15 protein-coding genes are annotated in these 17316 nt (G+C 64.2%); 4 read left to right on the forward strand and 11 right to left on the reverse strand.

Annotated features, from left to right (window positions below):
• Positions 1-206: 206 nt before the first annotated feature.
• Positions 207-1628, forward strand: coding sequence for a nucleotide 5'-monophosphate nucleosidase PpnN (gene ppnN / locus HD842_RS05210; RefSeq protein WP_229424601.1), 1422 nt, complete (start codon positions 207-209; stop codon positions 1626-1628).
• 233 nt (positions 1629-1861) lie between these two features.
• Here ppnN and lysS read toward each other — a convergent pair whose 3' ends face one another.
• From lysS to prfB, 3 genes are all read right to left on the reverse strand, one after another.
• Positions 1862-3397, reverse strand: coding sequence for a lysine--tRNA ligase (lysS, locus tag HD842_RS05215; protein WP_183551846.1), 1536 nt, complete (start codon positions 3395-3397; stop codon positions 1862-1864).
• A 52-nt stretch (positions 3398-3449) separates the two neighbouring features.
• The gene (locus HD842_RS05220; RefSeq protein ID WP_183551850.1) at positions 3450-4121 is read right to left on the reverse strand and encodes an HAD family hydrolase; all 672 of its coding nucleotides are present in this window, start codon (positions 4119-4121) and stop codon (positions 3450-3452) included.
• A 12-nt stretch (positions 4122-4133) separates the two neighbouring features.
• Positions 4134-5238 (reverse strand): peptide chain release factor 2 gene (gene prfB / locus HD842_RS05225; protein ID WP_183551853.1). Its coding sequence is split into 2 segments (ribosomal slippage): positions 4134-5156 and positions 5158-5238, totalling 1104 coding nucleotides; the frame shifts between segments, so codons are not numbered across the junction.
• Between the two features lie 132 nt (positions 5239-5370).
• Here prfB and HD842_RS05230 point away from each other — a divergent pair.
• Both HD842_RS05230 and HD842_RS05235 read left to right on the forward strand, forming a co-directional pair.
• Positions 5371-7392: a bifunctional 2',3'-cyclic-nucleotide 2'-phosphodiesterase/3'-nucleotidase gene (locus HD842_RS05230; RefSeq protein ID WP_183551856.1), complete on the forward strand. Its 2022-nt coding sequence runs from the start codon at positions 5371-5373 to the stop codon at positions 7390-7392.
• 133 nt (positions 7393-7525) lie between these two features.
• Positions 7526-8494, forward strand: coding sequence for an IS1595 family transposase (locus HD842_RS05235; RefSeq protein WP_183551859.1), 969 nt, complete (start codon positions 7526-7528; stop codon positions 8492-8494).
• A gap of 20 nt (positions 8495-8514) precedes the next feature.
• Here HD842_RS05235 and HD842_RS05240 read toward each other — a convergent pair whose 3' ends face one another.
• From HD842_RS05240 to HD842_RS05265, 6 genes are all read right to left on the reverse strand, one after another.
• Positions 8515-8835: a DUF2288 domain-containing protein gene (locus HD842_RS05240; RefSeq protein ID WP_183553634.1), complete on the reverse strand. Its 321-nt coding sequence runs from the start codon at positions 8833-8835 to the stop codon at positions 8515-8517.
• A 16-nt stretch (positions 8836-8851) separates the two neighbouring features.
• A complete protein-coding gene (locus tag HD842_RS05245) occupies positions 8852-9541 on the reverse strand; it encodes an RES family NAD+ phosphorylase (RefSeq protein ID WP_183551862.1) in 690 nt (229 codons plus the stop codon).
• Entirely contained in the window at positions 9538-9975 is a 438-nt protein-coding gene (locus HD842_RS05250; RefSeq protein ID WP_183551865.1) for an MbcA/ParS/Xre antitoxin family protein, read from the reverse strand. The genes HD842_RS05245 and HD842_RS05250 overlap by 4 nt, the downstream gene beginning before the upstream one ends.
• Positions 9976-10052: 77 nt before the next feature.
• On the reverse strand, positions 10053-10880 hold the full coding sequence (locus tag HD842_RS05255) for a hypothetical protein (RefSeq protein WP_183551868.1): 828 nt from the start codon (positions 10878-10880) through the stop codon (positions 10053-10055).
• Positions 10870-11598 carry a hypothetical protein gene (locus HD842_RS05260; protein ID WP_183551871.1) on the reverse strand — a complete coding sequence of 243 codons (729 nt, stop codon included), beginning with the start codon at positions 11596-11598 and terminating at the stop codon, positions 10870-10872. The genes HD842_RS05255 and HD842_RS05260 overlap by 11 nt, the downstream gene beginning before the upstream one ends.
• Positions 11599-12813 (reverse strand): sialidase family protein, encoded by a 1215-nt coding sequence (locus HD842_RS05265; RefSeq protein ID WP_370660787.1) that lies wholly within the window; start codon positions 12811-12813, stop codon positions 11599-11601.
• A gap of 262 nt (positions 12814-13075) precedes the next feature.
• Between HD842_RS05265 and HD842_RS05270 the strand changes: the two genes are divergently transcribed.
• The gene (locus tag HD842_RS05270; RefSeq protein ID WP_229424602.1) at positions 13076-14155 is read left to right on the forward strand and encodes an MBL fold metallo-hydrolase; all 1080 of its coding nucleotides are present in this window, start codon (positions 13076-13078) and stop codon (positions 14153-14155) included.
• 28 nt (positions 14156-14183) lie between these two features.
• Here HD842_RS05270 and HD842_RS05275 read toward each other — a convergent pair whose 3' ends face one another.
• Together HD842_RS05275 and recJ are read right to left on the reverse strand one after the other, a co-directional pair.
• Complete coding sequence (locus HD842_RS05275) at positions 14184-15293, reverse strand: metallophosphoesterase (protein WP_183551877.1); 1110 nt, start codon at positions 15291-15293, stop codon at positions 14184-14186.
• A 284-nt stretch (positions 15294-15577) separates the two neighbouring features.
• On the reverse strand, positions 15578-17281 hold the full coding sequence (gene recJ, locus HD842_RS05280; protein WP_183551880.1) for a single-stranded-DNA-specific exonuclease RecJ: 1704 nt from the start codon (positions 17279-17281) through the stop codon (positions 15578-15580).
• Positions 17282-17316 lie beyond the last annotated feature (35 nt).

Consider the following 17316-nt stretch of genomic DNA (forward strand, 5'->3'; position numbering starts at 1 on the left):
CGGGCGAACGTTCCAATAGGCACGCATTCTAGTGCATATCCTGCATCATACGAAGCTTTTTTGCCGGTGCGCCAACGGGTCCCGAACATGGTGCACTGCACCCTGTTTTGGGGCGCGCATGCGCCATCGGATTGGCGTATATTGCTGTACAGGACGGTCAGATTATTGGCAGTCCGCATCACAGAATCGAACGAGGACATCAGACCATGACGCAAGCAGCAAGTGAATTACCCGTAGTAGATACCGAGCTGTCCCCTGAAAGCCGGCAAGTCGTCGACACGCTGATTTCGCCGGAAGGCCAGCTCGAAGTGCTGTCCAAATCCGAAGTCAGCAAGCTGCTCGACACCGGCCGCACCGGCCTGTACGACGTGTTTCGCAAATGTGCGCTTGCAGTACTCAACAGCGGCAGCGACATCGACGACGGCAAGGAACTGCTCGAGCGGTACGCGAGCTTCGACATCAGCATCCTTCAGCGCGAGCGCGGCATCAAGCTCGATATCCGCGGCGCGCCGGCCAGCGCGTTCGTCGATGGCAAGATGATTCGCGGGATTCACGAGCACCTGTTCGCCGTACTGCGCGACATCGTGTTTGTCAATTTCGACGTCACCGACAACCCGAAGTTCGACCTGACCCGCACTGACGGCATCACCGACGCGGTATTTCATATCCTGCGCAACGCCAATGTGCTGCAGGCGCAGCGCAATCCGAACCTGGTCGTGTGCTGGGGCGGTCACTCGATCTCGCGCATCGAGTACAACTACACGAAGAAGGTCGGCTACGCGCTGGGCCTGCGCGAACTCGATATCTGCACCGGCTGCGGCCCGGGCGCGATGAAGGGGCCGATGAAGGGCGCCACGATTGGCCACTCGAAGCAGCGCCTGTCGGGCGGGCGGTATCTCGGCATCTCGGAGCCGGGCATCATCGCGGCCGAGTCGCCGAACCCGATCGTCAACGACCTGGTGATCATGCCGGACATCGAAAAGCGTCTCGAGGCCTTCGTGCGCACCGGGCACGGTATCGTCGTGTTCCCGGGCGGCGCGGGCACGGCCGAGGAAATCCTGTACATCCTCGGTATCCTGCTGCATCCCGATAATGCCGAGATCCCGTTCCCGTTGATCTTCACCGGCCCGGCATCATCGCGCGATTACTTCACGCAGATCGACGCCTTCCTGGCGCTGACACTGGGCGAGGCGGCGCAGAAGCGCTACCAGATCATCATCGACGATCCGGATGCGGTGGCAGTGGCAATGGTCAAGGGCATCAGCGAAGTGCGGGCCTTCCGCAAGGCGCACAGCGATGCCTACTATTACAACTGGCGCCTGAAGATCGACCACGAATTCCAGAAGCCGTTCCGCCCGACGCACGAGAACATGCGCAACCTCGACCTGCACCGGGGCATCCCGACGCACCTGCTGGCAGCAAACTTGCGCCGGGCGTTTTCGGGCGTCGTGGCCGGGAACGTGAAGGAAGAGGGCATTCGCGCGATCGAGCAATTCGGCAAGTATGAGATCCACGGCGAGGCCGCGATCATGGGGCCGATGGATGCGCTGCTGGCGTCGTTCGTCGAACAAAGCCGCATGAAGTTGCCGGGCAAGGCGTACACGCCTTGCTACACGATCGTGCAATAGACCTGATCCCACCGGCCCGCGCAACCTTGCACGTCGTTCCCGCGAAGGCGGGAACCCAAGTGCGTCGCGCCGCCACCATGCTCACTGTTAGCGGCCAAACAGGCATCCTTGGATTCCCGCCTTCGCGGGAATGACGTGTGCAAGGCGCCAGGTAGTGTTCGCTGGTCACGGCGGACAATAAAAAAGGCCGCCCGAAGGCGGCCTTTTTCATGCGGGCGTCAACGCCCCGACACTCAGTCTTCCTTGCGCAGGTGCGGGAACAGCAGCACGTCGCGGATGTTCGGCGAATCGGTGATCAGCATCATCAGGCGGTCTATGCCGATGCCGCAACCACCTGCCGGCGGCATGCCGTATTCGAGCGCGCGGATGTAGTCGGCGTCGTAGAACATCGCCTCTTCATCGCCCGCATCCTTGGCTTCGACCTGCGCCAGGAAGCGCGCTGCCTGGTCTTCCGGATCGTTCAGCTCCGAGAAGCCGTTGGCGATCTCGCGGCCGACCATGAACAATTCAAAACGCTCGGTCACGCCGGCACGGGTGTCCGATGCGCGCGCCAGTGGCGAGACTTCGGCCGGGTAGTCGACGATGAAGGTCGGCTCCCACAGCTGCGCTTCGGCGGTTTCTTCGAACAGGGCCAGTTGCAGCGCGCCCAGGCCGGCGGTGGCAAATGGCTTGACGCCAAACTTCTTCAGTTCGGTCTTGATGAACTCGGCGTCGTTCAGTTGCTCGGGCGTGTAGCCCGGCGCGTACTTGTCGATCGCTTCGATGATCGTCAGGCGCTGGAATGGCTTGGACAGGTCCAGCTCACGGCCACCGTACGACAGCACGGCGCTGCCATGTGCGTCGACCGCAGCCTGGCGAATCACCTGTTCGGTGAAGTTCATGATCCATTTGTAGTCGGTGTACGCCGCATAGAATTCCATCATTGTGAATTCAGGGTTGTGACGGACCGAGACGCCTTCGTTGCGGAAGTTGCGGTTCACTTCGAACACGCGATCGAACCCGCCGACCACCAGGCGCTTGAGGTACAGCTCCGGTGCGATACGCAGGTACATTTCCATGTCCAGCGCATTGTGGTGCGTGACGAACGGCTTGGCCGCGGCGCCGCCCGGGATCGGGTGCAGCATCGGCGTTTCGACTTCCATGAAGCCGTTGTCTTCCATGAAGCGGCGCATCGACGACATCGCGGCGGTGCGCGCCTTGAACGTGCGGCGCGTGTCTTCGTTCATGATCAGGTCGACGTAACGCTGGCGGTACTTGGTTTCCTGGTCGGCCAGGCCGTGGAACTTGTCCGGCAGCGGGCGGATCGCCTTGGTGATCAGGCGCAGCTGGCTGACCTTGACCGTGAGTTCGTCGACCTTGGTCTTGAACAGCGTGCCTTCGACGCCCAGGATGTCGCCCAGGTCGTAGCTGCGCAACTCGTCCATCGCGGCTTCGCCGGCGCTGTCGAGCGTGATGTAGATCTGGATACGGCCGCTGGCCGACGGGCCCGAGCTGTCCTGCAGTGTCGCGAACGCCGCTTTCTTGCCCGCTTCGCGGCGCAGCATCATGCGACCGGCCAGCACCACCGGAATCGGCTCGGCTTCGAGTTCTTCGCGCGTTTTTTCGCCGTACGCCTGGACCAGGTCGGCCGCCTTGTGCTGCGGGACGAAGTCGTTCGGGAATGCGACGCCTTTTTCGCGGATCGCCGCCAGCTTGACGCGGCGCTCGGCCATGATCTTGTTTTCGTCGGCGCCTTGCAACGGTGCCTGTTCTTGGTTCTCGGTGGTCATAGTGGTGGTTGTTGATATTGGTTGAGCATGCCGCCGGTACGGCGCGCAGTAATTAAGACAGCGACAGCAGCGCTTCAACGTCCAGCTGCATGAAGTCGTTGACGATCGCGATGACGTTGTCGAATTCGGCAAACGCTTCGGCCGGCAGCGTGGTGGTCAGCACCACGGCGCGCATGCCGGCGCGGCGCGCCGCTTCCACGCCCAGCGGCGCATCTTCGAACACGATGCAGTGCGCCGGCAGTACGCTGCAGCGGTCGGCAGCCTTGAGGAACACGTCCGGATGCGGTTTGCCGCGCGGGACGTCCACGGTACCGACGACGACGGCATCGAACTTGCGCTGCAGGTCCATCTCGTCGAGGATGAAACGGGCGCTGCCTGGCGAGGCCGACGTGGCCACCGCCAGGGCCCAGCCCTGTTCGCGCGCGCGGTCGATGAAGGCATCGAAGCCGTCGATCGTGCGCCGGTGCGGGCCATACAGCTCGCGGTACAGCACTTCCTTTTCGTGGTTCAGCGTGGCCAGTGTGTCGTCGTCCAGCTCTGCGCCCAGATAGTGGCGCAGGATTTCCTTGCCCTGACGACCGGCCGTGTCGCGAAAGAACGCATCGGGCTCGATGGTTTGGCCCCGCCGCGCAAAGAACGTGATCCACGCACGGGTGTGGAAGTCCATATTGTCGACGATGGTGCCATCCATGTCGAAGATCAGTGCGCGGGCGGGTGTCGTCATGCGGGGTAAGCCTTATACGTTTTGCTTCAGGGACGCCGAGATAAAATCATCGAGGTCGCCATCCAGGACGTTCTTCGTGTTGCCGGTTTCAAAGCCGGTACGCAAATCCTTGATGCGCGACTGGTCCAGAACGTACGAGCGGATCTGGTGGCCCCAGCCGACGTCGGTCTTGGAGTCTTCGAGCTTCTGCTGCTCGCTCATGCGGTTACGCAGTTCGAGTTCGTACAGCTTGGCGCGCAGCATGTCCCAGGCTTCGGCCTTGTTGCGGTGCTGCGAGCGGTCGTTCTGGCACTGGACCACGATGCCCGACGGGCCGTGCGTCAGGCGCACTGCGGAGTCGGTCTTGTTGATGTGCTGACCACCGGCGCCGGATGCGCGGTAGGTATCGATGCGCACGTCGGCCGGATTGATTTCGATCTCGATCGAATCGTCGACTTCGGGATACACGAACAGCGACGTGAACGACGTGTGGCGGCCGTTGGCCGAGTCGAACGGCGACTTGCGCACGAGGCGGTGCACGCCCGTTTCGGTGCGCAGGTGGCCGTACGCGTATTCGCCGTCGACCTTGATGGTGGCGGTCTTGATGCCCGCGACTTCACCGTCGGACTGCTCGAGGATCTCGGCCTTGAAGCCCTTGCGTTCGCAGTAGCGCAGGTATTGACGCAGCAGCATCGAGGCCCAGTCCTGCGCCTCGGTGCCGCCGGCGCCGGCCTGGATGTCGATGAAGCAGCTGGCGTGGTCCATCGGATTGGAAAACATCCGGCGGAATTCCATCGCTTCGATGATCTTCTGGATCGCATCGACGTCGCCCGCGACGGCTTCCATCGTGTCTTCGTCGCCTTCCTCGCGCGCCATCTGGAACAGGTCCAGGGCGTCGGCGAGATCGGCCTTGGCTTTCTCGAGCGTCAGCACGACGCCCTCGAGCGCCTTCTTCTCTTTGCCCATTTCCTGGGCGCGCTTCTGGTCGTTCCAGATGGCCGGGTCTTCCAGCTCCTGGTTGACCTGTTCTAGTTTCTCTGACTTCTTATCGAAGTCAAAGATACCTCCGAAGTTCGGCCTCACGACCCGTCAGGTCGTTCAGCAGGGCGGAAATGGCGTTGATGCGTTCGGCTTCCATGATATCGGCAGTCTCAATGTGGGTTGAATCGAACCGGGGATTATACCCGAGGAGTATGCTGCTGCGGCGGTATGGCTTGCCCAGTCGCAGGGCAAGGGGTACCATCGCGCGGTCTTGTTACCCGGATTCCCCATGAACCGCTCCCTGCGTCACCAGATCAGCACCGCGCTCGTCGCCACCTTCACTCCGTTGCTCCTCAATGCTCCCGCCTATGCGGCCAAAGCGCCCGCCGGCGCGACAGCCGTCCTGGCCGTGCTGGAAACCTCCGACCTGCACGCCAACGTCGTCGGCTATGACTATTACAAGCTGGCCGCCGAGCCGTCGATCGGCGTCGACCGCACCGCCACGCTGATCAAGGCCGCGCGCAAGGAATTCGCCAACACGCTGTTGCTCGACAATGGCGACACGATCCAGGGCACGGCGTTTGCCGACTACCAGGCGCTGGTCAAGCCGCCTGCCTGCAACGAGGTGCTGGGCATCTACAAGATCATGAATGCGCTGGGCTACGAAGGCGGCACGGTCGGTAACCACGAATTCAACTACGGCCTGCCGTTCCTGAACCGGATCACGGGCAGTCAGTTCCAGGTCAAGGGCGTCGACAAGGGCGCGCGCTGCGCCGGTCCGGCGTTCCCGATCGTGCTGGCCAACGTGAACAGCCTGCAAACGAAGGCGCCGCTGTTTGCGCCATACCAGATCATCGACAAGAAGATCATGGCCCGCGGCCCTGACGGCAAGCCGGTCGAGACGCTGGTGAAGGTCGGCATCATCGGCTTCACGCCGCCGGACATCATGGCGTGGGACAAGCGCTGGCTGGAAGGCCGAGTGGCCACCGCCGGCGTGCGCGAGACGGCCGAAAAATACATCCCAGAGATGCGCAAGAAGGGCGCGCAGCTGATCGTGGCCCTGTCGCACGGCGGCCTGGATGACGCCCCGTACTCACCGGCCATGGAAAGCGCCAACTGGCACCTGGCGAAGGTGCCGGGCATCGACGTCATGCTGATGGGGCACGCGCACCAGCTGTTCCCGAATGCAGAGAGCACGGTCCCGCAATTCAATCTGCCGGGCGTGGACAAAGCGCGCGGACTGGTGCACGGCGTGCCGACCGTGATGCCGAGCCAGTGGGGCAAGCACCTGGGCGTGGTCCAGTTGCACCTTGCCTACGACGGCAAGACCTGGTCGGTCGACAAGGACAAGACCGTCGTGCAGGCGCGCGCCACGCAAACGGGGCCCAAGACGTTCGTCGAACCGGACGCCGAGGTAGCCGCGCTGGTGCGCGCCGAGCATGAAGCGACGATCGCCTATGTGAAAACGCCCGTGGGCCGCTCGGCGTTTCGCATGACGAGTTATTTCGCGGACGTGGGCGATCCGTCGGCGCTCGAAGTCGTCAACCGCGCGCAGGCCGAGTACGTGGGCAACTACGTCAAGACCAACCTGCCGCAGTACGCCAGTTTGCCGGTGCTGTCGGTGTCGGCGCCGTTCAAGGCGGGCTTTCCGAGCGTGACGGATTATACCGACGTGCCCGCTGGCGACCTGGCACTGAACAACGCGGCCGACCTGTACCTGTTCCCAAACTCGCTGTATGCGGTCAAGGTCGATGGCGCAGGGCTGAAGGCGTGGCTGGAGACGGCGGCGCAGCGCTTTAACACGATCGACCCGGCGGTGAGCGCGCCGCAGGAACTGGTCAACACGCGCTTTCCGAGCTTTAACTTCGACACAATCACGTCGAAGGATGTCAGCTACGAGATCGACGTGACCAAAAAGCCGGGCGAGCGCATCGTGAACCTGACGTATCTGGGCAAGCCGGTCGCGCCGACGCAAGCATTCCTGGTGGCGACGAACAACTACCGCGCCAGTGGCGGTGGCGGCTTCCCGGGGCTCGATGGTAGCAATGTCGTCATCGCGTCGCCGGACAACAACCGCGACATCCTGATCGCGCACATCCGCGGAGCGAAAGAACTGACGCGCGCATCGCATGGCGCGGCGCGCAGCTGGCGGTTTGCACGGGTCGAGACGAAGGGACAGGTGGTATTCCATTCGGCGCCAGGCCTGGAAGGGCTGGCACGCGAAGCGGGGCTGGGCAATGTCAGCCAGGTGAAGGCCGATGATGGCAGCGGCAAGGGGACGGCGCTGTACGCGGTCGATCTGTCGAAGTAAGCGATTTGATTGCGATGAATGCCGGCCCTGGGGCCGGCATTTTTTTGGCGCAGTCAACGTTAAATAGAGACTAGCTTTGAACTGACGAGCAGTCCAGTGGTCCAACTCCTGTCCCCAGCGTCAGGAATCGATCATGAAAGCGCCACGTTTCAAGGGCTGGTTCGCAAAACTGCCTTCGTTGAACCAGCCGCAGCGTCGGCAAGTGCTCGATGCACTGCATCCTGCAGCCGGGCTCGATCAGGTGGTTGCGCTCCTTACTGAGGTCAGAGCGCCAGACCGCTGCTGCCCCAGATGCGGCAATGAGCACTGCTACCGGCATGGTTTCGCCAACGATTTGCAGCGCTACCGTTGCTGTTCCTGCGGCCGCACCTTTAACGACCTCACCGGCACGCCGCTGGCGCGGCTCAGGCACAAAGCCAAATGGCTGGCGTATTCGCAGGTGCTGCTCGATTCACTGCCCGTGCGCAAGGCCGCAGATCGGGTCGGCGTGCACCGCAACACCGCCTTTCGCTGGCGCCACCGCTTCCTGCATTGGGTCAAGCTCGACCGACCCGCGCTCCTGAATGGCATCGTCGAGGCTGACGAAACATTTCTTCTCGAATCACAAAAAGGTTCGCGCACGCTCAATCGTCCGCCGCGCCACCGCGGCGGGCGCGCTGCCAAACGGGGCATTTCCGGTGAACTGGACTGCATCCTGGTCGCGCGCGACCGCGAAGGGCGCACCATCGACGCCGTCACTGGCCGCGGTGCGCTCAAGACAGCGCAACTCGAGCGTGACTTACTACCCAGGCTCGACAGGCAGGCCTTGCTGGTCAGTGACGGCCATCCCGCTTACCGCGCCTTTGCACGCAAGCACAGGATTGCGCACAAGGCGGTCAATGTGCGCGCCGGTGTGCGAGCCAGGCGGCTGGGCAACCTTGCCATCCATGTGCAGAACGTGAATGCCTACCATCAGCGTTTCAAGGCCTGGCTACAGGGCTTTCGTGGCGTGGCGTCGCGCTACCTGCCCAATTACCTGGGCTGGCGCTGGGCACTGGATGGCCAGCGGATCATTTCGCCAGAACAATTGCTCCGCATTGCTATCAGCGTCATCAACAGATAATGCTGACTGAGCCTTTTTTTTTAGTGCACCGGCTTTTTCTCGTCCTGCACCAGCACGAACGGGCTCACGACCGACGCCCACAGCATCGCATCCGTCGCCAGCCAGGCTTGTGCCTGCTCATCGCTGACCTTCGCCACCTGGCCGTCGCCCATCCAGCGCGTGATGCTGTCACGGTCGTCGTGCGCAATGCGCAGCGCCACATCGATCAGGTCGAGCGTGCTGGAGACCCACACCACGCTGCCGCTGGCGAAGTGGCGTTGCAGCTCGCTCCATGCGACGCGGCCGGTCTCGCGGTTGATCTTGTCGTGCAGTTCGGTGTCGTTCTCGGGTTTGGTCTTCATGTGCATGGTGATCTGGTCAAAGAATCTCGACCGCAGGTTGCGGCGAACCCGCCCATGTTAACCGATAGGTGTGCGCCTTGCGCACGTTGCCCACCAGCGCCGGGCGGAAGCACGCCAGGCACGTGCCGCCGGGCTGGCGCACGCTCGGGAAGATCACGCCGAGCGATCCAGCGCCCAGCAAGTCGTTCGCCAGCGCCTGCGACGCGATATAGCTGGCCGGGTCGAGGCAGGCCTCGAAGGCGGCGATGCCACGCAGGTCGTGGAAGGTCGCGCTGAAGTCGGCCAGCAGGCACTGGTAGCTGACGCTGTCATCGAAACGGTTGATCTCGGCGTATTCGACGGTCTTGTGAAAGATGACTTCGGCCAGCGACGTGGCGGCGTCGAACCCGCAGTACCAGGCGCCACGCTCGCCGTCGTTGAAGCGGCTGCCTTCCGGGCGCGCATACGTGAACGCGGCGTTGATGATGCGAAAGTTCGGCACGCCGAACACCAGTTCGTCCATGCCGATGCCCGGGGCCTGGCCGGATTCGGCGCGCAGGCGTTCGTTGGTGGCGTTATCGAGGTCGAACAGGTCGCGCAGCGCGTCGTCGCTGTCGGCCAGGGGCGCGAGCACCGAGTCTTCGACATCGGCGAAACGCGACGGGATCAGGCGGCAGGTATCGAGCTGGCGCAGCAGCGTCAGCCTTGGCGTTACGTGCGAGCTCACAGGCCGCCGCGCCTGGCGTCGAGCAGCTTGCGCACGGTCTGCATCGCCAGCAGGCCGCCGGCCTGCATGAAGGCGAGCGGCGTGCGGCCGGCAAAAATCGGGTTGGTGTTGGGCAGGCGCACCCATTCGTCGGCGAGCTTGTCGCCATACAGGATGTGCAGGCTTTTGTAGATGCCGAGCAGGTACGAGATGCGTGTGATGCGGTCGACTTCGAGCACCCGGTCGGGGTTTTTCTTCCAGTCGTAGAATGACGACGACGACAGGCCGCCGAGCAGCTCGCGCGCATCGTCGTCGCGCAGGCCCCAGGCGGCAGTAAGCCGGAAAAAGCCGGTCAGGGCCGAGCGCGACAAACGCTCGCGCTCGGCCTTGGATGTCAGGTCGACCAGCGTCGCCGGCTCGAAACGGCTCTTGGGGTAGGCATAGGCAAGGCTCATGATTCCTCCGGTTTTGGAGTATTTATACTCCAATTCTGGATCAATCGCAAGCCCTGTATGGCTGGCGCACGATCGACTCAGTCGGCGCCTACCGCAGTGACGATCGCGCCAGCGCCGGCGCTGAGCATCCAGCCAGTCATCAAGAGATAGAACATCAGCAGCGTAAACAGCACCGAGACGCGGCGCGCATCCAGGCCGGCAAACAGCGGCTTCTTGTCGTAGGCGACGCCAACGAAGTACGCGCCGAACACGGTGGCCAGGTAGTGCACGGCGCCGAACGTCTCGCCCAGTTCGCCCTTGCGCGGATGGTCGATCAGCAGGTGCGACAGGATCACCAGCAGCAGGTACGGGATCGAGGCGGCCAGCGGCGGCAGGTACAGGCCGAAGCGTTCGACGAAGGTGCGCACGGCAGGGCGCTTGCGCGCCAGCAGCGGCAGGAACAGATTGTGGATCAGGCCCGTAATCAGGATGAGCTTGAGCAGCACAGCCTTGTGCAGGCTTTCCTTGCCAAAGCCCAGGTTGTGCAGATTGGTTTCGGCCTGGCGGTTATTCTGCAGGAAGAACTCGGGCGACTGGATCTGCAGGATGCGCTGGAACCAGCTGATTTCTTCCAGCGCAGCCACGGCCACCAGGCCGGTCAGGCCGAGCAGCACAAGCACTCCGAGCCGCATGCCGCCGTTCTTCCAGCGATCCACTGCCACATAGCCGAGCAGACCTGAGGTGAGCGAGAACGCCAGGAACTGCATCCATTCGACGATGCCATCTTCGACCAGCAGGCGCGAGAGCTCATGCGGATTGCCCGACCATGCCAGTGCCAGCAGCAGAATGAAAGCGTTGATGATGGTCGCCGAGATGATGACCGGATGTTTGTACCAGGGATGATTGACTGCTAACTTATTGACCACCAACTTGCTCCTTCAGAGACGTAAAATGTTCAGCCGCGATTGGCTGCAGCGCAGGGCCCGATGCGGAATCGGGATCGCTATGACTTGATGGGCTGCGGTCAGTGACGCGGCGCCTCCTACGGCGCAGCGCGCCGACCAGCAGCGCCGCAATGGCCCAGCCAAACAGCAGCGGGTCGAGCAGGGCGTCCCACAGGTTGCCGCTTGGCAGACGCAGCACCGAGAACAGGACGACCGCGCCCAGCACCGCTGCCGCAGTCCCGCGCCCATGATTGCGTACGATCGCCAGGGCACAGGCGCAGGCGATGATGACCGCGACGACCGGCGCCAGGACGCCGCCGAAACCGGCGTAATAGTAACCGCTCGTGAGAAAGCCGACTGCGTCGAGGTACAGCAGCGTCCCGGCCACGGCCAGCACGCCCGCCAGCGATGGCGGCATGGCCGCGCTGCGGCGGGCACCGTTCCAGCGCTCCGTCAGGCGCACCAGGCAGCAGCCCACCAGCAGGCCGCTGGGATACTGGAACGCCAGACCCAGGTACCAGGCGGGCGACAGGTTACCGGGCAGCGCCATCAGGGCCAGTGCGCCGCCCAGGATGGCAGCCACCGCGGCGCGCGACAGCGGCGCCGCACCGCGCCACAACGCGCAGACCACGGTGGCCGCGACAATCGCCCAGCCAATGCGGCCGTACACGATCTGGCTTGCGAGATCCGGCAGTGTCATCTAGGTGGAACCTTCCGGTTGAATACGGTAGCGATGGTGCGCAATCGCCTGGCGCTGCCAGGTGTAGGTAATATGCAGTTCGTTGCCGACCTGCTCCATCGACGGGTACGAGAATTCGTCGCCGGCCGGCCCCTTGGCGATGTCGGCGATCGTGCGCCAGCTGCGCATGTCGTCCGAGATCGACAGGCGCAGGATGCTGCGCGCCGATGCGCCGCCTTCGACGTGATTATGCAGCATCAGGAACTGGCCGCTGGAAAGGCGTATCGCGGCGACCGACGTGCTGTAGTTGGGCAGGTCGAGCGCCGGCAGGTCGCGCCAGGTAGCGCCACCGTCGAGAGTCGCTGCATGCTGGACCAGTTGCTGCTCGCTGTCGTCGCGCATCAAGGCGCGCACTTCGTGCTTCGAGATGGCGACGAGGGCCGGCTGCAGCGTCGTGGTGCTGTTGCCGATGCGCGCCAGCGTGGTCGGGTTGCCATCGGCGTCGAACGCCATCAGCATCGGGTACTTGTTGCCGATCTCGAAATACACGGGAAGCCACCAGCCGCCATCGCTCAGCATCAGCGGCGCAGTGCGCACCAGCGCGCTCGTATTGAACAGGGGCGAGGTCGGCAGGATGCGGCGCACGTGGAAGGTGGCGCCCTGGTCGTTCGACACCAGGTGCGCGATGCGCGCCGCAGCCCAGCCGCCCAGGCCCGTAGCCACCACGTACAGGTGGATTTTGCCGGTGCGGTCGGTCCAAGCGACGGGGTTGCCGATGCGGCGCACGCCGAAACCCAGTTCGGCGCCCAGCGTATCGCGGCTGGCGACCATCCTTGGCGCGCTCCACGCACCATGGGCCCAGGTCGAGGCAAAGACTTTGACATCCGGGCCGCTCTCGCGGCTGCCGGCCCACCAGAACGCCAGCATGCGATTGCCTGGCAGGGCGGCCAGCGTGCTGGCGTGGGCCGATGGCATGCCGCGCGGCGCGGGGATGTGCGCGTGCGAGAGTTCGGTGAGCGTCACGCGATCAGGGCTGGTCGTGGCCATGGCGGGGACAGTCGGCACGGCACCTGCGCCAGACGTGGCGCGCCAGCGCAGCGCCTCCGCCGCGATCACGAGCACCAGCACGGCAAGCAGCAGGCCGCCGAGAAGGATCGCATGATGTCTAGGCGGCCGGGGGATCGCGGACTTCTCCATTCGCTTCCAGTCGAAGAACCCGGCAAGTGCGTTGCGCACGGGGTTCGGGCAATGAATTTTTCACCGGTAAGGTCATGCCAATGTCGCGGGCGCCAGCGTACGATCGTGACCGGGAAAAGGCGCTATCCTACCGTAAAGCAGCGAGAAAGAACATTGGCCGCTGATAAAAGAGGCGTCGTTACGCGCCGAAGCGACGCGGCGATTCGCATCCCGCGCGCCGTCGCCAACGCGGCCTGAACACCGCCTATACTGGCTTTTTTGACCCTTTGGGCCTTGCCGCATGCGCACCATACTGACCCCCTTGCTGTCTGTTTCCGTCCTTGCGTGCGCGCTGTTTGCGACAGGTTGCGCGCACCGCAATCCGTATTACGATGCCGCCAAATCCCATCATCGTGTCGAAGGCTTTGCGAACAATTATCCCTCCAACCCGGCGTATCAACGGCCGCCGCGCGGCTTCTTCGAGGGCTGGGCGGCGCGGATCGCCAACTGGACCGAGGACGAGTCGGTGCGTGCGCCGCTTGCGCCGATCGCGCCGGTGGCGCCCGACCTGGCTTTCATTCATGCCAACCGTAGCGAGCCGGCGCTGACCTGGATCGGCCACGCGACGTTCCTGTTCCAGAGCGGGACTGGCGTGAACATCCTGACCGACCCCGTGTTCGACGAGCGTGCCTCGCCGCTGCCGTTCGCGGGACCCAAACGCCATCAGGCGCCCGGCGTGCTGCTTGCCGACTTGCCGCGCATCGACGTCATCCTGCTCAGTCACTCGCATTACGACCACTTGTCGAAAGCGTCGCTGCGCGCGCTGTACCGCCAGCCGGGCGGGCCGCCGCTGCTGGTGGCGCCGCTGGGCGTGGACGTCTGGCTCGAGAAAAACGTGACGGGCGGCGACCGCTCGCGCATCGTCAAGCTCGACTGGTGGGAAAAGACGGTGTACCGGGGGCTGGAATTGCACCTGCTGCCGGTGCATCACTGGTCGGCCCGTTCGTTGTGGGACCGCAATGCGACGCTGTGGGGCGGCTTTGCCGTCACGCGTCCGGGGTTTGCATTCTTCTTCTCGGGTGACCTGGGCTATTCGAAGGACATCGGCGACATCGCCGCGCGCTTTGATGGCTTCGACCTGGCGGCCATCGGCATCGGCGCTTACCAGCCGCTGTGGTACCGCAATTCGCACGTGAGTCCCGACGAGGCGGTGCGCATCCACCGTGAATTGCGCGTCAAGCGCAGTGTGGGCATGCATTGGGGGACCTACCCGATGGGGCAGGAGCGCCTTGACCAGGCGCCGCGCGACCTGGCGCTGGCGCGCGCGGCGCAGGGCGTGGCGGACGACGCGTTCTTCGTGATGCGGCACGGGCAAACGTACAAACCACCCATCGCCCCGTGAGTGGCGGCGGGGTGGTCATGCGCCCGGGTCAGGGCTGGGCGCGCAGGGTCAGCTTGACGATCTCGCCCGGCTGCCAGAGCCGCATGCGCGGGCCCCAGCCACCGGCACCGCGGCTGACCACCAGCTGCATGTGGCCGATGCGGTACCAGCCCACCAGGTAGGGAAACTCGCGCTGGGCCAGATAGGTGAATGGCCAGACCTGGCCGCCGTGCGTGTGCCCCGAGAGCATCAGATCGATGTCTTTTTGCGCGGCGCGCTCGACTAGTAGAGGGTCGGGGATGTGCGAGAGCAGGATCGTCGCGCCGTCCAGCCGTTTGGGGAGCATGCGTTCGAGGCCGGCGTTGACGTCGCGTCCACCGCGCCGGGCGCGCCCGATATCGTCCAGGCCCGCCAGATGCAGGCCCGGTGCGATCTCGACGTGCTGGTCGCGCAGCCACTTGACGCCGCCGGCTGAGAACTCGTGGATCGTGCCGCCGGCGTCGCCATAGTATTCATGGTTGCCGGTGATGGCCCAGACACCCATGGCGGGCCGCAGCCTTTTGAGAACAGGTGCGAGCTGGGCGTCGTTGATCGGCTCGTCTTCGACCTGATCGCCCAGCATCACGACGGCATCCGGATCGAGGGCATTGATCTGGTCGACCCGCGCGCCGAGCCACTCTGCGCGGCGCTGGGCCCCGAGGTGCGTATCGCTGATCGCCACCAGCACCGTGCCATCGAGCGCCTTGGGCAGGCCAGGCAGGGTGACTTCCTGTTCAACGATCGCCGGGGCCCGCATCGCCTGGAATATCGCGAAACCGCTGACCGACACACCGGCAATCGCGCCGAGGGCCAGAATGCGCGGCGCCCAGGTGCGCAGCCAGAAGCCAAAACCCGTGATGATGTCGGCCAGCAGCAGGTACTGCGTCATGCAGAACAGCACGCCCAGCCACGTCATCGAGAACTGCCCCGGCCACCAGCGCCAGTCAAGCGCCGCATCCCCGAGCTGCACGCCCCACAGATAAAACGCCCACAGCACCACCGCGCCCACCCACCAGACACGCGCCGGCACACGCGCACGAACCGGCCCCAGCGCATACAGGCGATGCGCCACATAAAAATGCATCAGCGAGCCAACGAAATTGATAATGATCGAAAACATGCATGCTCCCGCCAGCAGCCAGCCAGCGCACAGGAAATGAGGGGGCAACGGACAAACCGGCTCATCATAGCGAACCCGCCAGGATCATGTCGCCTGTAAGTATCCCGCCTGCAAACAGTTATCAAACAATTCGACTCTGACCCTAATTGTTAGGCAGGCTCTGCAGCAAACGTAACAATTAGGGTCAGAGTCGAATTATTGGGCAATTGCCTCAATTCGAGCGACCGACAATTGGGGTCAGAGTCGAATTGTTTTGCAATTGCTCGGGGGCTTGCCCTGAGCCGTCAGGCGGATTCGGCGTGCTCGACCAGGAGCTGGACTTTGGTGACGCCGTTGTATTCGTTGGCGTCGAGGCGGAAGGCGACGCGGGCGCGGTCGCTCAGGCTGTCGGTGTGGCCGAACCAGATGGCGTCGTAGCGACGGCCGTTCTTTTCCAGCTGCAGCTTCAGGTGGCGCTCTTTGAGGATGCGCTGGCTGACGACGCGAAATTCGTCGCAGAAGACCGGCGGTGCGAAGCCCTGGCCCCAGACCTGGCCGTCCATCAGTTCGATGAACTGGGTCGAGTAGAACTCGTCCTCGAGCGGCCCGTCGGTTTCGATGATGCGTTCGAGTTGCGCGTCGGTGAGCCAAGCCTGGCCAACGGCCTCGAACGCCTGGCAGAAGGTGTCGAAATTGTCGTGGCGCAGCGAGAGGCCGGCGGCCATGGCGTGGCCGCCGAACTTGTCGATCAGGCCCGGCACCCGTTTGGACACCAGGTCCAGCGCGTCGCGCAAGTGAAAGCCCGGAATCGAACGGCCCGATCCCTTGATCATGCCGTCGCCCGCTGGTGCGAAGGTGAACGTCGGGCGATAAAATTTTTCTTTGAGGCGCGAGGCGACGATGCCGATTACGCCCTGGTGCCAGCCTTCGTCGAACACGGTGATCGTGCTGGCGCCGGTCGGCTCGAACGTGTCCAGGTGCAGCAGCGCGGTGTCCTGCATCTCGGCTTCGATTTCGCGGCGCTTGAGGTTGATCTCGTTGAGTTGCTGGGCGATGGCCCAGGCGCGCCCTTCGTCGTCGGTGGTCAGGCATTCGATGCCGAGCGCCATGTCCTGCAGGCGGCCGGCAGCGTTCAGGCGCGGGCCGACGGCAAAGCCCAGGTCGAACGGCGTGGCGCAGCGCGCTTCACGGCCGGCCACCCGGAACAGCGCCGCCACACCGGCGTGCATGCGGCCCGCGCGCATGCGCTTCAGGCCCTGCGCGACGAGGATGCGGTTGTTGGCGTCGAGCTTGACGACGTCGGCCACCGTGCCCAGCGCGACCAGGTCGAGCAGGCTGTCGAGCTTGGGCTGCGTTTGCGCATCGAACACGCCGCGCCGGCGCAATTCCGCGCGCAGGGCCAGCAGCACGTAGAACACCACGCCCACGCCGGCCAGGTTCTTGCTCGGGAAGCCGCACTCGGGCTGGTTCGGATTGACGATCACGCGCGCCGCCGGCAGCACGTCACCCGGCAGGTGGTGGTCGGTGACGACGACGTCGATGCCCAGCCCATTTGCCGCGAGTACGCCGTCGACGCTGGCAATGCCGTTGTCGACCGTGACGATGATGTCGGGCGCCTTCTCGCGCGCGGTGAGCGCCACGATTTCGGGCGTCAGGCCGTAGCCGTATTCAAAGCGGTTCGGGACGATGTAGTCGACCTGCGCCCCCATCGCGCGCAAGCCGCGCAGAGCGACGGCGCAGGCGGTGGCACCGTCACAATCGTAATCAGCAACGATCGTCATGCGCTTGCCGGCGCCGATGGCGTCGGCCAGGAACGCGGCGGCGGCGTCAATGTGCTTCAGGCCGGACGGCGGCGACAGGGCCGCCAGCTCGCTCGAAAGCTCACGCGCGTCGAGCAGGCCGCGCGACGCGTAGATGCGGGCCAGTACGGGGTGCACGCCATCCTGGCGCAGCAGTTCGGAGGTGCGGAACGGGCAGGGACGGGTGGAAAGTCGGGTCTTCAGGGTCAATGTCTGTCTCGGTCGGGTTATTTCAGTGCGCTCAC

It is taken from the genome of Massilia aurea, assembly GCF_014200505.1.
Lineage (GTDB): Bacteria > Pseudomonadota > Gammaproteobacteria > Burkholderiales > Burkholderiaceae_D > Telluria > Telluria aurea_B.